Below are 14,011 nucleotides of genomic sequence, written 5' to 3' on the forward strand. Positions count from 1 at the left end.
AGGCTCACATGATAAAACCCTTTGACCTAGAGCACCAAAACAAGCTTCTTAAAGCGCAACAAAATGTTGGCGTTCATGCCAATTACTTAATCGATGTATTAAAGCCAGCGATTGAGCGCGGCGATTGGGAAGAGCTCGAAGCCCTTGAGATAGGCTTTACGGTAACAGGTAAATCATTAGGTAAAATTGGCGATGATGAGGCATGGAGAAACTTGCAGCCTTATATTGACCCGCAAGCAAAGAAAACCCTAACACTAGATTTTACGAACGATGGTAGAGTGATTGAGCGCAATCTAAAAAATGAGCTTAAAGCTCTCCTTCTTAAAATGATGTGGCTTTCACCTCATGACCACTCCTTTGGCACTCTTTATAATGCGTTAACTAACCTAAAAAAAGTCATCAATCCGCTATTAAATGAGGGGCTTAACACGCTATCTGCGCTTGACTTTGACCGTCTCGAAACTTGGGCACTAACAGGCTTTACCGATATTGACTTTGAAAGAGATAAAATTTACGCTGGGTTAAATCGCCTTTATGTGGAAGCCAAAGGCTTGCCATTTGAGGTTGGCCTAAATAAAAAACTTAACGCCTCGGATTTTGGTTTAGTTCTTAAAGAAGCAAAACAATATACCGTTATTCCACAAAGACTCTACTATCTAGGGCTTCAAAAGTCAGAAGAGGTGATAAATACAGCTTACGCTTTTCGTCATGAACTAGGGCAATTGGCAGATTACATTGCCACCTATTGTGAAAAAGCCTATGCAGGTTATGCCAAGTATCTGGTCAGTGGTGAAGCTAGACAAAAAAACGGTGGTATTATATGGTACTTAGCCAAGAACACTCACTCCAAAAAGCGCACACTTGCTTTTCAACAAGCCTTCACCGCGCTGCACTCTCCAAATGAAGATGAAGTATTGACGCTTCTTCACCACCATAAACCAGAGATTCATAACAGCTACATTGATAACTTCCACACCGAACGAGAGCTAACGATTGGGCACTGGACAATCACCAACCTAATCGAAGCTCAAGTGCTTTTTACAACGCTCAATGGTGGCTGCTTATGGGGATTAATGGCTCGAACAGGAATGAGAGGCGATGAAATGTATAACCTGAACACCGCTCAGGGCTGTACTAAAGACAGAATCGAACGCCAGAATATATATGTTATCCATGCTGACTTATCAAAAACCAACAAAGGCTCTCAATCAATACAAGATGAGTTTGTTACCACTGAGATTGGCATGAAAGCTTATGAAGTTCTTCAAGCGTTGCACACGCCACTTAGAAATCGCCACTCTGGCTCAAAATCCTTCTTCCATAAGATAAAAGAGGATTTCAGTGAAACAAGCAAAAAAGGAATAAGTAAACACTCTATAGCTTGGTTTAAAGACGCTATGGGTGAAGAGCTTGCGCTAACCAATGAAGACATTGTTGACCTGAAAGTATCCGACCCCAATTTGTCGTTTGAATTGGGTAGCAATTACGAGTTTACGCCACACCAACTTCGCCGCTCTTTTGCTTACTACTTAATTGGTTATGAGCTTTGTAACTACCCGCAACTCAAACAGCAATTTAGTCATGTGTCTATGGCAATGACGCGGCACTACGCTAAAAATGCCAGTAAGTTTCAAAAAATCAGACAAAAGAAAAAGACACTTGCGAATGAAATTGATGAAGAACGGATCGACCAGAAAGCCCGTGTCTACTTAAGCATATATGAGAAATTGGCAAACAAGGAGAGAGTTGCAGGCGGTAAAGGCAAAGAGTTTGCAAAAAGCATGACCAAAACCAACCGTAACTTATTCAAAGACAAGGTGGATAATGACATGCTTTCTCTTAATTATTGGAAAAAGCAAATTCGAAATCAAAACCTACACCTTCATGCGGTTGCGCCAGGGATATATTGCACCTCGACCACTTGCGGGCTAAGAACGCTTGTTAACCTAATAGAATGTGTAGATTGCAAGAATGACTACATCGTGGATGCCGTATTTGCTGAAGCAAAGCGTAAAGAAGCTGAAATTCACATGCTTTACGATATTGAAAATAATGAACTCACCCCTCAAACGGCCTCTGAATCTTACATTAAAATTCAAGCGGCTGAACGTATTATGGGTGATTTAGGTATCGACTATGAGCCTGTTGCTTTTCCAAATGAAGTTAGAGAGTTACTCATCCCATTCGGAGTTGTTTCATAATGTCACAGACCACCAAAAAGAATCTAATCGAAGCATTAGAAAGACTGTTGAGCGGCGATGTAGCAAAGTTAACATCAAAAGAACTGCGTAATAAGGCACGAAAAGGCAAGCTCAAAATCAACAACAGCAATGTTGAAAAAGAAGCAGGGCTTTCCGCTGGCGCACTCAGAAGGCATAGTGATGTCGTTCTGATGATAAAAAACAAATCATTGGAAGTGCAAGTTGCTCAAGATGAGGCTACAGACTCCCCTATTGAAGTGCTTCAAAAGGAAATAAAAACGCTCAAAGGCGAACGAACTCAAGCCGATAAGAAGAAAAAAGAATATTACGCTGAGGCTCAAAGCCATAAGGAGGCTTTGGCCGCTCAAGCAGCCATTCACGTAAAAGTAGTTCAAGAGCTTATGGATATGCTGCATGAGAGCCAGCGAGAAAAAGCTATGGATAAAATCGTCTCGGCTCGTTTAGACAATGTGGTTGCACACCCATTTAGAAAACCAAAGTAGTATTTAGCACTGCCACCCAACCTTATCCTGTCTGGAGTAATCACTAGACAGGACGGTTAGCTATCGGTAAAAATGCACACTCTAACATTATAAAAGTGCTCTAGACCGGATGTAGCTCACCACACCTATCCGCAAATAGTTCAAATAAAGAAAGTAAGGACAAGACAATGGCAATTGAAGCCGGACAAACTGCACCAAATTTTACGCTTAATGACCAAGACAGCAACCCAGTGACACTATCAGAGCTTCAAGGAAAAAAGGTGCTGCTCTACTTCTATCCACGAGCCTCAACGCCAGGCTGCACGGTTCAGGCTCAGGGGCTACGTGATACAAAAGCTGAACTAGATGCCCACAATGTTGTGGTTCTTGGTGTCAGCCCAGACACTCCCAAAAAACTGACGAACTTTATCAACAAGCAAGAACTGAACTTCACTCTACTAGCTGATGAAGAACACGAAGTTTGTGAGAAATACGGTGTTTGGCAACTCAAGAAGTTCATGGGCCGTGAAAATATGGGCGTTATAAGAACAAGCTTCCTGATTGATGAGTCTGGCAAACTTGAGCATGTGTTTAACAAGTTTAAGACCAAAGATCACCATGAAGTTGTATTGGACTACCTAAACAACAAATAACCGTCCATGAACAATTAACTCTTCACCTTGGGGCAGGCATGATTGGCTACATTCGAGTATCAGATTCACAAAGAGCCGATGGCGAATCTCAAAGAGAAACTATCACGGCGTACGCCGTTAAACATGGCATACAAATATCAGATTGGATCTAAGAACATGTGCCTGCCACCAAGACAGAACTTAGTGAGCGGAAGTTATCTTCCCTCATCAACTCTCAACAAAGCGTCATTGTATCGGATATAACTCGTCTGTGTCGCCAGAAGGGCCAGAAGGTGAAATCCAAACTCGATGAGCACACAGCTTATATATTGACCCTCATTGATTAAAACACCTCCAAGGCAGAAATCCTTATACAACTGAAAGAGCGCAGTATCTCGATCTCTGGAAGTAGATTCTACTCTTGGTCGGAAGCCAGGTGAGTGCATAACAAGAAGGTTCAGTTTCAGGCTGATATGTTCTTTGAATAACCTAACTTACCTCCCTCCTTTTTTAAGACTCGCTTTTGCTCCATTACGAACTCCAAGTCTTCCACAAAATTATCGTCATTCCATTGAAAAAGAGAATCTCATTCAATGCGTTGCAAAGCCGGTTTACGCGACTTGGTCGAATGTTTTGAGTTATTTACTCGCGGCAGGAGATCCTCACGATCATGAGAATAACCGCTAGATGAAGCATGTTAGAAACGAAAGGATGTGTCGCGTTTCTGTCCAAATCATCGCTAACATGTACAACAAACATGTTTGGTATTCGGAGTAGGATTTATATTAACAGGTTAAGCTACTACTTCATTTTTGTTAGTTTGCGCGTTAGCCTGTGGGGGCTTGGCCTTATCTATGCGACGGTAATTAGCTGACTTTATGGCAATAGTTCTCTAACATCGCACTCCAGCACTGACGCCAACGTATAAGCTTTCTCGAGAGTAATGTTGACTTCACCACGTTCGACTCGACCAATGTAACTTCGATCTATCTGCGCCATCAATGCCAGTTTTTCCTGTGCAATGGATTTACTCAAACGCTTTTTACGTAGATTGTCACCAAACTGCTTCGCTAAGTCTTTCATTTTATGTAGCTCTCAAAATCAAAGACTATCCACTCTTGATGCAAATATATCCACGGACTATAATCCGCATCGTTTCTGTTTTGACGGTGCTCTTATGACCAAAACCTATCAAATTAATCGTGATGTATATGAAGCCATTACTCACCCTACGATAAGTAACTTTTGCGTGTCGGAGATACGTAAACACATACAAAGTGTTTCTGATGCCTATGGCAGTGTCTCTAACGCTCGTCAATTTGTCGCAAGGCAATTAGATAAGCTCGAAAAGGCGGGACTTGCAGTAAGTCGAGGTTCAAAGCACAACAAGGTTTACTCAAAAACCAGTGCTTTTCATGAGACAAAGTTTGAACTTAAGGACAAGCGGGCACGAAGCTCGAGGGTAGCCAACGCTAGCTTAAAATCGACACCAATGTACACAACCCTACAACGAGAAAAGTCTGATATAGAGGCAGAGCTCACAATCACACTAGAGGAGATCAAAGAGTATAAAACGCTTATGAAACGCTCAAGGGAGCTTCGTAGACTGCTAGATGAACCGCACTCAAATGCAACAAATAAGGCGGCATTGCTTGTAGCAAAACTGAACGTGTGGTCAGAAGCTCTTAACCGATTAAGTCAAATTGAGCTAGTGTCATGTTAAGAGTATGGCAACATGAGTGTGTTCAACTCGCTTATGAAAAGTACAATAATGGTGCTTTTCATTTTCTGGCACAAGCTACACCTGGTGCTGGCAAGACGATTATGGCTGCAAGCCTCACTAAGAAACTGTTTGATGAGAAAATGATTGACTTCGTAGTATGTTTTTCGCCTTCAAAAGTCGTTGCAACGAGTATTGAGGGAACATTCTCTAGGCACCTAGCATGTAAGTTTAAAGGCCAAATTGGTGATAAGGGCATATCAATAACTTATCAATCACTTAGGTCAGTGAGTCAAGCATTTTGGGATACACTAGCAAACTATAGAGTGCTTTGTGTCTTCGACGAAATTCATCATTGTGGTGGCGACAACGACGACAATTACAACTCTTGGGGCTACCACACGCTGGCGATAGTCCAAAAGGCGGCCACCTATACACTTGCACTCACTGGCACTCCTTGGCGTTCTAATCGGACTCCCGTCACTCTCGCTACATATTCTGATCCAGAAGGAAAAATATTATGTGATTACCAGTACCCTCTTTCACAGGCTGTGCAAGACAGAGTATGTCGACGCCCAAACGTTGCATTGATTGATTGTAATAAAACTGTATTCTCTGACTCGAACGGTAGCGAGGTCTTTGGTTCGATCAACGAACTTGTATCTAGCGGTCACGTTCGTTATTCAGCTGTAATCAAAAACATTGATGCCCTCAGTTATATTCTTGAAGAAGGGACAAATCAGCTAAATCGCATCAGAAGAACAAACGAGTGTGCCGGTGGCTTAATTGTTGCTTCTTCAATAAAACATGCAAAGCAAATAGCTCAAATACTATCAACACGCTTCAATCAATCTGCAACCATTGTGACCTATAAAACACAAGACGCACAGTCGACTATTCAGCGCTTCAGAGACAGTGCGTGCAGTTGGATCATTAGTGTAGGCATGATCAGTGAAGGAACCGATATACCCCGGCTACAGGTTTGTTGTTACCTTTCAAACATCAAGACAGAGCTATACTTCCGTCAGGTACTTGGGCGGATATTGCGAACCACCAAAGACATGAATCAAGAAGCGTGGCTGTATACCTTTGCTGAGGCAAAACTGCTTCAATTCGCCGAGCAAGTTGAAATTGATATCCCTGAAAGCTGCACTTTCATCAGCAAATCAGTTTCTAGCCATCACGAACTAAACAAACTGAGAGAAAGATCCTTGCAATCTGCGACTAAAGACGAAGATACAACAGTTGGTGGATTATTGTCATGGGAATCATCGGATAAAGCAGAGATGGACTTAGCAAGTGAGGACATCGGCTCATCTCAACATGTTCATCTTGATGAGTTCAATCAAAGAGTTATTGAGGCCTTCCGAAATATTAAATCACTGTACTAAACATCATCACATCTAGCTCGAGGCAACCAAAGAACCTCTAATTCGTCGAGTTACAGTTATTACGCTTCTATTGTTCGGCACTAGAGATCTGGGTTTCTCGTCATGACGCATTCTCGATAGAAAAAGGCGCCTGAAGTCCCATGAGCATTGTTTGCACCTCATACTCTCACTTTGACGCGTAAATCACCAGTCAATCATTTTGTCCCAATTTCAAAAGCGTTGGGCGTTCAATTCATACGAGTTTAGTCCAATGAAAACTAAATTATTTGGGCTAAACTGAACGCTATATGATGTAATTTTGGTTGAGTGAATACTACTATTATGAAACGAGAGATCGCTTAATTACAGGAGTCGGAATGAAATTATTGTCTGTTCTTATTTTTGTCTTTGCCTCCACCTTCGCACAGGCAGCACTTATACCCTTGAAGGATGAGAGGGTAATTGAGCAAGCAAAACTTTCAATGGCTGACCATCTTGAGAAAGAGGGATTGAGCATTGATGATGCAGAGTTTGTCTTTGCCTTCAAAGATGGGCTAAACAAATCCACCATCTACTTTGAAGTCAAAGAGCACCAAGGTGATCATGTATACTACATGGTTACTTGTCGCAAAGAAAAATGCCTTTTGAATTATCGCTAATCTATCTTCATCGGTTGACAGGGAGTACATGAACAACAATGAGGCCTTTCTTGACAGTTATCAACGGTGTCGTATCGGTACCGAATTTATGACCGACTTTTTGACTATCTTTTGTGATGCAAACCCACGTTTCTTAGAACGTTTTGATGGGGTCGACGTAGAGAAACAAGCACGTATGCTCAAAGCGTCTTTGGTTCTGATACAGAATACGTCCACAACCACTTCCATACGTGAAGCCATCAGAAAATTGGCCACAAAGCACAAAGAGATGAGGTTGGATATTTCTGAAAATGAGCTCGACATGTGGGTCGATAGCCTTTTAGCAACCGTGGAAATACATGACCCATTGTATGATGAAAGCATCGAACTCGCCTGGCGTAATGTGCTGAATTTAGGCATTGAGATAATGAAGGAAAAAGCGTGCTAAGACTCGCTTCATTTTGTGCTTGTACAAAGCATCACTTTAATAATGCGCTTTGTTCGAGGGCGCGACTTTACAGATGAGCCTTTAGCATTCTCTAACTAATACTAAAAAGATAAACTCGCCATCACGGTAACAAGCTGAACACTATCAATGTTGCTTAGAGAGCTTATTAGTAAGCCAAAACCACTATTGAGCCCTTGCTATTACTGGTACTCAACATTGACGGACAGGTTTACTTAACAAATCATATTTCACATCAACAGCGGCTTTGGAATTGGAACATTCATTTTCTTGATACGATTGTCTGTGAGCGATGTATGGCGTGAGCGGAACTTGGCGAGGCTCAACTTGTCCGTACCAGTCCACGCGTATCCCTTCCAACCTTTGAAACTCAAACGTCGTTTTTAGAGCATCAAACTCACACACCTTTCCTACCGACTATTGTTTGAAGGTATTCCGATAGGTGAAGTTCCAGCGATAGTAGTCTCCTGTCAATTGAGCGTTGAGCTCCCACAAGTTCTTAGTATCGAATTCGGGAGTGATGTCTGGATTAAGCCGACAAAAGGGGTTAAGGAAAGCTGAAGCTTATCTGTTACATAATATCACCAGCCAACACTGGCGCCGTTGCAGGCCTTGAGTCCAAGCAGCGCACTATACTCTTCCGCAGAAGGGCGAGTCGGAGCAACTAAACGAAAGATACTTTGCCAAATTAGTTTTAGCCAAAGATACAGAAGCAGTTTGTTAGCCGAGAGTCAGTAACAAAGATAACTTTGTTGGTGTTATATGGGTGGAGAAATAATGAATTTAAGTCTTACTTTTGTTACATCGTTAAAACCCTTCACTGGCAACATGTGTAACATGAATAGAGATTGGCTAGATGTAATTGCGCTGTTTCAAAGCTCATGCTTGGTCAGTTAGTCGAGTTGGCAAAAGAAAAATACAACGCCAGCTTACTATCATTGGCCGTATTTGAACAAAACTTAGTTGCGAGAAACTGCTATGAGTCTATGGGTTTTACCGTGACATCGCGTGAAAATGGCTCTCACTCTTTCGACGGTGAGGTTTGGGGTCTTTTACTCATGGAAAAACGGTAATACAAACATTTAAGCCTTCAAGGTACTTTTTCCTAATATCTGGCGAGAAGAAGGTGGTACCTTTGAAAGAGCTCTATGATGTCTGACAAGAAAGCCCTCAATAATGTGTTACAGCTACAAAGCTGCATGTACTTGCGCCAATTGATTATATCGAGCTTTCAAATCCAAGTAGTGTTTACGCTTTAGAAAAACAGTTCGGGAACTACTATATGGTAGCCAGCCCTTATAAATAAAGATTTGGTGTTGACATCTAAGTTTGAGGTTTAGTGTTATTCAAGATAGCAACTATCTAACACAGTCATAACTCATGGCAATGATAACCCTTATCTAGCAAGCATTCATTATATGTAATAGATCTATACAGTCACGGAGGATTGACTTATATTAAAGCATAAGCTACATTAGCAAATGCTAAATAAAGATATTCAGAGGTACTTATGAAAAAAGCAAACTACAATTTGATCGATGTACGCTCTATTGAAGAGTTTACTAGGGATAGCATTGAGGGTTCTTATAATGTGCCTCTACAGGAAATTCACCGCCTTGCAAATAGTAACTTGGACACGAGCACGCCAGTTCTCGTGTACTGCGCTTCAGGGATGAGAGCAAGTCAAGCGGAGCAGTACTTAAAATCCTTTGGCTATGCTGAAGTTGTAAATGTAGGTACACTTCAAAATGCTCGAAACATTACAGTAACTCACCCTCAATACTAGGATTATCACAATGGTAAAAATAGATTATGTAACTGACGTTTTATGTGTATGGGCTTGGGTTGCTGAGCATCGGAATAAAGAGTTGAAGAACCATTGGGGGGATGAAATTCAAATTAAGCCTCGATTTATTAATTTGTTCGGAGATACTGGTTCGAGAATAGCAGACGGCTGGAAAGATAGAGGGGGGTTTGAAGGCTTTGCTGCTCACACGGTCGATGTTGTCACTAACTTCCCAGAGCTACAACTGCATAAAAATGTCTGGACTACAACAAGACCAACCTCCTCTATGCCTGCACATTTGTACCTTAAAGCCTTCGCTATGTCAGGGGCTAGCGATAGCAATGTACAGTCTTTGGCAAGTACAATTAGAGATGCTTTCTTTTCGAGTGGTCGAGATGTTAGCGATACGAAGGTTCTTCATGACATACTTGAGAGTCAGAGTATTTCAGTTTCATCGCTGGATAAGTTCATTGAGAATGGAGAGGCTTATGCCGCACTTTGGTCTGACCAATTATTTAGAGAGAACCACCAGATTAAAGGTAGTCCAACGTACATATTGGATGGCGGGCGTCAGGTACTGTTCGGCAATGTTAGTTTCCATGTTATCAATGCAAACATCCGTGAGCTAGCTCAGCCAGCGAGCAAACACGGAGTCAGCTGGTGTTGAATTGAAGAGTAAACCATTAAAATACCAAGTATCTCACCAGTTACCACAATCTATTGAACGCGGTAACTGGGTTTTTTAGGCATTTCATAACTTAGTCAACCAACTCATCCAAAAAACTATCTTCCCTCCATGGTCGAGATCAAACTAGTCGAAGTTGAGGAAGCATAACTTTTATTCTTCCTAAGTATCACCTAATGTTCAAACGAAAAAACAAGCTACTCAATTTACCTGAAGCATGAGCTAAAAGAATATGATTCAGATAGGAGCTTACGGTTGATTTGGAGTGAGGAGCTCAAGTACTGAAGAGCTTTGCAAAAGACAACTCTTTAATATTAATATATTGAAATTGAGAGAGTACAATCGAATAGATGTTATTGAGATGTAACAAATAAAACTACGTTGTAGAAGTTGATTTAGTGGAATATCATCCCACACTATTATCTGTGGGTTGCCTAGTTAAAAAAGCAGTGCGGATGGGCGCCCCTATGCCTTCCACACTGCAACTCCCGAATTATTGTATAGATTAAGCGTCAGCAAACTTATAGGTGCGGTATCCACCGATCAAGTTTTTAGCTTTAAAGCCATTGTTGATTAGTTGACGGTAAGCTACATTGCCTCTCAATCCTACCTGGCAGTAAACAATGATTTCTTTGTCTTTTGGTAACTCACTCAATCGACCTCTTAGCTGATCAACTGGTATATTGATTGCGCCCTCTAAATAACCAACGTTTTCAAGCTCACCAGGGTTACGGACATCCAGTAAAACCTGATCTTCAGTCAAATTATTAACGTCCGCGTAATGTGCAGGAACCACATCACCCACTACGATGTTATTAGCAACAAATGCTGCCTGGTTGATTACATCCTTGGCACTCCCATATGGTGGAGCATAGGTGAGCTCTAGGTGTTGTAATTGCTCTACAGTCATCCCAGCCCTTTGAGCCACGGCAAGTACGTCGATTCGCTTATCAACACCATCCTTGCCGACAGCTTGAGCGCCCAAAATTTTGCCAGTCTTTTTATTAAACAATAGTTTAAGAGAAACAACTTCTGAGCCAGGGTAGTAACTTGCATGACTGGCAGCGTGTACGTATACCTTTTCAAAATCCATGTTCTCTCTAATGAGAGTTTTCTCATTTTTGCCAACGGACGCAACGGCGAGGTCAAATACTTTACATATTGCGGTTCCTTGAGTGCCTTGATAGCTTTCACTGCGTCCAAAGATATTGTCAGCAGCCATTCGGCCTTGACGGTTTGCTGGACCAGCGAGTGGAACAAGACCAGGTTTTCCAGTTACAAAGTCCTTGTCTTCAATTGCATCCCCCACAGCGTATATATCAGGGTCACTTGTCTGCATTTTTTCATTTGTGTATATGCCGCCAAGCTCACCTAGCTGTAGTCCAGCCTCAACAGCCAACCTAGTTTCTGGTCTAACACCAATTGCCATTACCAAGAGGTCTGTGTCAAGCTTGTCACCGTTACTGAGTGATAAGGTAAGCTTGCCTTGCAGATGCTGATTCTCTGTGGATTGACCAGCATCTTTGCTGGCTACAGTGCAGTTTTGTTCAAACGAGATAGACTCCAATGCGGTATTCAAGCGTAGGTCGATACCTTTGGCTTTGATTTCCGAATGAACGAAACCAGCCATTTCTCGATCAACAGGTGTCATTACTTGATCAGCCATTTCAATAAGTGAAGTTTTGATACCAAGCTGCTCAAAGGCTTCCATCACTTCAAGGCCAATAAACCCGCCACCAACTACAGTAGCGTGATTTGGTTTGTTCAATTGAATGGACTGAATAATTTTGTCCATATCAGGAATGTTTCGAAGTGTATGTGTGAGTGGATTGTCGATTCCTTCGATATTAGGAACGAAAGGCGCTGCGCCTGGACTCAATACTAGCGAGTCATAACTCTCTGAGTATTCCGTGTTATCTAGAAGGTTTTTTACTAAAACCTTCTTGCTTTGTCTATCAATTGAAACAACCTCGTTCATCACTCGAACATCAACGTTGAAACGAGCTAAAAAGCTTTCTGGTGTTTGAAGAAGCAATTTAGAGCGGTCTTGGATATCGCCACCTATGTGATAAGGCAGACCACAGTTAGCGAAAGAAACAAACGGCCCTCTCTCAAACATCACTATTTCCGCATCTTCGCTCAAACGACGCGCTCTTGCTGCGGCTGATGCACCACCGGCAACACCACCGATGATCACTATCTTCTTCTTCATAATAAGTCCTCATTTGTTTTATTTGCTTAAGATCGCTTTCACGCTCTTAACCAAGGTACTCATTACACTATACCACCAAAATAAGCGATGTCTAATGTAAGATGATCTAAATTAACTATTACTTAAATAAGTATTGACTAATGTAGCGTTTTGGGTAGATACTTCCTACATAGTACAAATAGGTGTAAGTAGTATGGATTTTAAACAGATGAAAGAACGTGCCTCTGACGTGTCTGAGGTTTTAAAGGTGATGTCCCATCCGGAGAGATTGTTCGTACTGTGTCAGTTATCTGAGGGCGAAGTTGGTGTGGGTCAATTGCAGAGTAGCTCTAATTTAAGTCAATCTGCTTTTTCTCAACACTTATCAGTTTTACGAAGAGCTCGCCTTGTTACTATTAGAAAAGAGTCGCAACACGTCTATTACTCTCTGAAAGACAAAAGAATTATTGATTTAGTAAAGCATATTCACAGTATCTACTCTGAGTAGATACTGTGAATATGCTGATTTTCAGAAGGACTTGCATCTTTTAAGCCCCCAAAAAGCTTATCCATCCCATCCCATCACATCGCTTCCGCCACTGTCGCATAGTTAACGTTCGATTGACTTAACGCAATATTAGTGTCAATTAGATATACACGAGTGATAAAAATGGTGTATATTAGCAAAGCCTTAAGTAAAGTGCCTGATTTGTTCGATACCTCTTTTAAGACAAATACCTTTAATCAATTGAATTTACGAAGTTTTATTGCTTAAAGAGATTTTGGTTTAATTTTTAGTAGAGGTTACTATGGAACTTGTTATTCCTTGGGCGTCATTGTTTGGTGGTATGTTGCTTGGACTGTCCGCAATTTTACTCTTGCACTTCAATGGCAAGATTGCTGGCATAAGTGGGATAGTTGGCAGACTATTTGAACCAAAAACCATCGACAAGAACTGGAGGTTGCTGTTTGTCATAGGAATGATTGCGGGTGGCGTTTTGAGCGCAAAAGTCTTAAATGCACCTATCGCTGAAATGGTTGTTCCGGATTATTTGATCGTTATTGCAGGCCTATTAGTGGGTATCGGCACTAAAATCGGAAATGGTTGTACGAGTGGACACGGTATATGCGGTATGGGTAGGCTATCAAAGCGCTCGATTGTTGCCACTATGACGTTCATGGGTAGTGCTATGATCACTGCATATGTAATGCTACACGTTTTATAAGAGAGTCTGTTATGTATCGTTTTATTTCAATTGTAAGTGGCTTTCTGTTTGGTGTCGGCATGATCCTTTCAGGTATGAGTGAACCAGCAAACGTAATTGCATTTTTGGATATTCATGGGGCTTGGTCTCCAAACCTAGCATTCGTAATGGGGGGAGCTTTATTAGTATTTACTCCAACCTATTTCCTTGTATCAAGAAAAAGTAAGCAGCCAGTTTGTACAGATAAATTTTGCCTGTCCGATAACAGAAAAATCGATGGCCAGCTGATCACAGGTGCTATCTTGTTCGGTATTGGTTGGGGCATCGCTGGTATTTGTCCTGGGCCGGCAGTGGCATCTATCGCTAACGGTAGTGCCGGCATTGTATATTTCGTAGTAGCAATGTTGGCAGGTATGCAACTAGGATCTTTTACTTTGAGCAGAAAATCCACACGTCAAAACGCCGTAAAAGGACTTTAATCATCTTCCCCCCGATACTGTGTAGTGTCGGGGGGAACATTCACTATATCCACCGCTGGTATAAGGTGAAACTGTGTCCGCTCATTTTGTTAGTTTGATTGCTTCTAATCACGCTATACATCGATTTAACTTCAACAGCTCAACGTCTACTTTGAC

The 14,011-nt window shown here is 41.7% G+C and carries 15 protein-coding genes and 1 pseudogene; 14 read left to right on the top strand and 2 right to left on the bottom strand.

All coding sequences use genetic code 11. The annotated features are described in order from the left end of the window. Positions 1-8 precede the first annotated feature (8 nt). From L2W36_RS19075 to L2W36_RS27450, 4 genes and pseudogenes are all read left to right on the top strand, one after another. On the top strand, positions 9-2,201 hold the full coding sequence (locus tag L2W36_RS19075; RefSeq protein ID WP_062458170.1) for a tyrosine-type recombinase/integrase: 2,193 nt from the start codon (positions 9-11) through the stop codon (positions 2,199-2,201). Next, a complete protein-coding gene (locus L2W36_RS19080; protein ID WP_062458174.1) occupies positions 2,201-2,704 on the top strand; it encodes a hypothetical protein in 504 nt (167 codons plus the stop codon). Before L2W36_RS19075 ends, L2W36_RS19080 begins: the two co-directional genes overlap by 1 nt. 167 nt (positions 2,705-2,871) lie before the next feature. Continuing rightward, positions 2,872-3,336 carry a thioredoxin-dependent thiol peroxidase gene (gene bcp / locus L2W36_RS19085; RefSeq protein WP_062458177.1) on the top strand — a complete coding sequence of 155 codons (465 nt, stop codon included), beginning with the start codon at positions 2,872-2,874 and terminating at the stop codon, positions 3,334-3,336. 38 nt (positions 3,337-3,374) lie between these two features. Beyond that, positions 3,375-3,755: pseudogene (locus L2W36_RS27450) on the top strand (recombinase family protein). 436 nt (positions 3,756-4,191) lie between these two features. Here the strand turns inward: L2W36_RS27450 and L2W36_RS19090 are convergent. Then, positions 4,192-4,398, bottom strand: coding sequence for a helix-turn-helix domain-containing protein (locus L2W36_RS19090; protein ID WP_062458179.1), 207 nt, complete (start codon positions 4,396-4,398; stop codon positions 4,192-4,194). A gap of 94 nt (positions 4,399-4,492) precedes the next feature. Between L2W36_RS19090 and L2W36_RS19095 the strand changes: the two genes are divergently transcribed. From L2W36_RS19095 to L2W36_RS19125, 7 genes are all read left to right on the top strand, one after another. After that, positions 4,493-5,038, top strand: a complete 546-nt coding sequence (locus L2W36_RS19095; RefSeq protein ID WP_062458183.1) for a hypothetical protein — start codon at positions 4,493-4,495, stop codon at positions 5,036-5,038. Further along, a complete protein-coding gene (locus L2W36_RS19100; RefSeq protein ID WP_062458186.1) occupies positions 5,032-6,426 on the top strand; it encodes a DEAD/DEAH box helicase in 1,395 nt (464 codons plus the stop codon). The genes L2W36_RS19095 and L2W36_RS19100 overlap by 7 nt, the downstream gene beginning before the upstream one ends. 356 nt (positions 6,427-6,782) lie before the next feature. Beyond that, positions 6,783-7,064: a hypothetical protein gene (locus L2W36_RS19105; RefSeq protein WP_062458188.1), complete on the top strand. Its 282-nt coding sequence runs from the start codon at positions 6,783-6,785 to the stop codon at positions 7,062-7,064. 28 nt (positions 7,065-7,092) lie between these two features. After that, positions 7,093-7,491, top strand: a complete 399-nt coding sequence (locus tag L2W36_RS19110) for a globin (RefSeq protein ID WP_062458191.1) — start codon at positions 7,093-7,095, stop codon at positions 7,489-7,491. Between the two features lie 866 nt (positions 7,492-8,357). Next, a complete protein-coding gene (locus L2W36_RS19115) occupies positions 8,358-8,582 on the top strand; it encodes a GNAT family N-acetyltransferase (RefSeq protein WP_305820486.1) in 225 nt (74 codons plus the stop codon). A 437-nt stretch (positions 8,583-9,019) separates the two neighbouring features. After that, positions 9,020-9,295 (top strand): rhodanese-like domain-containing protein, encoded by a 276-nt coding sequence (locus tag L2W36_RS19120; protein ID WP_062458195.1) that lies wholly within the window; start codon positions 9,020-9,022, stop codon positions 9,293-9,295. Positions 9,296-9,305: 10 nt separating this feature from the next. Next, on the top strand, positions 9,306-9,962 hold the full coding sequence (locus L2W36_RS19125; protein WP_062458198.1) for a DsbA family oxidoreductase: 657 nt from the start codon (positions 9,306-9,308) through the stop codon (positions 9,960-9,962). Positions 9,963-10,485: 523 nt separating this feature from the next. Here the strand turns inward: L2W36_RS19125 and L2W36_RS19130 are convergent. Further along, positions 10,486-12,192 (bottom strand): FAD-dependent oxidoreductase, encoded by a 1,707-nt coding sequence (locus L2W36_RS19130; protein ID WP_062458201.1) that lies wholly within the window; start codon positions 12,190-12,192, stop codon positions 10,486-10,488. A gap of 193 nt (positions 12,193-12,385) precedes the next feature. On the opposite strand from L2W36_RS19130, the gene L2W36_RS19135 reads away from it, so the two are divergent. The 3 genes from L2W36_RS19135 to L2W36_RS19145 all read left to right on the top strand — a co-directional run bounded on the left by L2W36_RS19135 (position 12,386) and on the right by L2W36_RS19145 (position 13,855). Further along, positions 12,386-12,679 (top strand): ArsR/SmtB family transcription factor, encoded by a 294-nt coding sequence (locus L2W36_RS19135; protein ID WP_062458208.1) that lies wholly within the window; start codon positions 12,386-12,388, stop codon positions 12,677-12,679. Between the two features lie 301 nt (positions 12,680-12,980). After that, positions 12,981-13,397, top strand: a complete 417-nt coding sequence (locus L2W36_RS19140; protein ID WP_062458211.1) for a YeeE/YedE family protein — start codon at positions 12,981-12,983, stop codon at positions 13,395-13,397. Between the two features lie 11 nt (positions 13,398-13,408). Continuing rightward, a complete protein-coding gene (locus L2W36_RS19145; RefSeq protein WP_062458214.1) occupies positions 13,409-13,855 on the top strand; it encodes a YeeE/YedE family protein in 447 nt (148 codons plus the stop codon). Positions 13,856-14,011: the final 156 nt, after the last annotated feature.

The organism is Vibrio sp. McD22-P3 (assembly GCF_021568915.1).
Classification (GTDB): Bacteria; Pseudomonadota; Gammaproteobacteria; order Enterobacterales; family Vibrionaceae; genus Vibrio; species Vibrio mediterranei.

Excerpts from the sequence above, each read along its gene's own strand:
- L2W36_RS19075 (WP_062458170.1), top strand. The coding sequence starts at position 9 with ATGATAAAACCCTTTGACCTAGAGCACCAAAACAAGCTTCTTAAAGCG.
- L2W36_RS19080 (WP_062458174.1), top strand. The coding sequence starts at position 2,201 with ATGTCACAGACCACCAAAAAGAATCTAATCGAAGCATTAGAAAGACTG.
- bcp (WP_062458177.1), top strand. The coding sequence starts at position 2,872 with ATGGCAATTGAAGCCGGACAAACTGCACCAAATTTTACGCTTAATGAC.
- L2W36_RS19090 (WP_062458179.1), bottom strand. The coding sequence starts at position 4,398 with ATGAAAGACTTAGCGAAGCAGTTTGGTGACAATCTACGTAAAAAGCGT.
- L2W36_RS19095 (WP_062458183.1), top strand. The coding sequence starts at position 4,493 with ATGACCAAAACCTATCAAATTAATCGTGATGTATATGAAGCCATTACT.
- L2W36_RS19100 (WP_062458186.1), top strand. The coding sequence starts at position 5,032 with ATGTTAAGAGTATGGCAACATGAGTGTGTTCAACTCGCTTATGAAAAG.
- L2W36_RS19105 (WP_062458188.1), top strand. The coding sequence starts at position 6,783 with ATGAAATTATTGTCTGTTCTTATTTTTGTCTTTGCCTCCACCTTCGCA.
- L2W36_RS19110 (WP_062458191.1), top strand. The coding sequence starts at position 7,093 with ATGAACAACAATGAGGCCTTTCTTGACAGTTATCAACGGTGTCGTATC.
- L2W36_RS19120 (WP_062458195.1), top strand. The coding sequence starts at position 9,020 with ATGAAAAAAGCAAACTACAATTTGATCGATGTACGCTCTATTGAAGAG.
- L2W36_RS19125 (WP_062458198.1), top strand. The coding sequence starts at position 9,306 with ATGGTAAAAATAGATTATGTAACTGACGTTTTATGTGTATGGGCTTGG.
- L2W36_RS19130 (WP_062458201.1), bottom strand. The coding sequence starts at position 12,192 with ATGAAGAAGAAGATAGTGATCATCGGTGGTGTTGCCGGTGGTGCATCA.
- L2W36_RS19135 (WP_062458208.1), top strand. The coding sequence starts at position 12,386 with ATGGATTTTAAACAGATGAAAGAACGTGCCTCTGACGTGTCTGAGGTT.
- L2W36_RS19140 (WP_062458211.1), top strand. The coding sequence starts at position 12,981 with ATGGAACTTGTTATTCCTTGGGCGTCATTGTTTGGTGGTATGTTGCTT.
- L2W36_RS19145 (WP_062458214.1), top strand. The coding sequence starts at position 13,409 with ATGTATCGTTTTATTTCAATTGTAAGTGGCTTTCTGTTTGGTGTCGGC.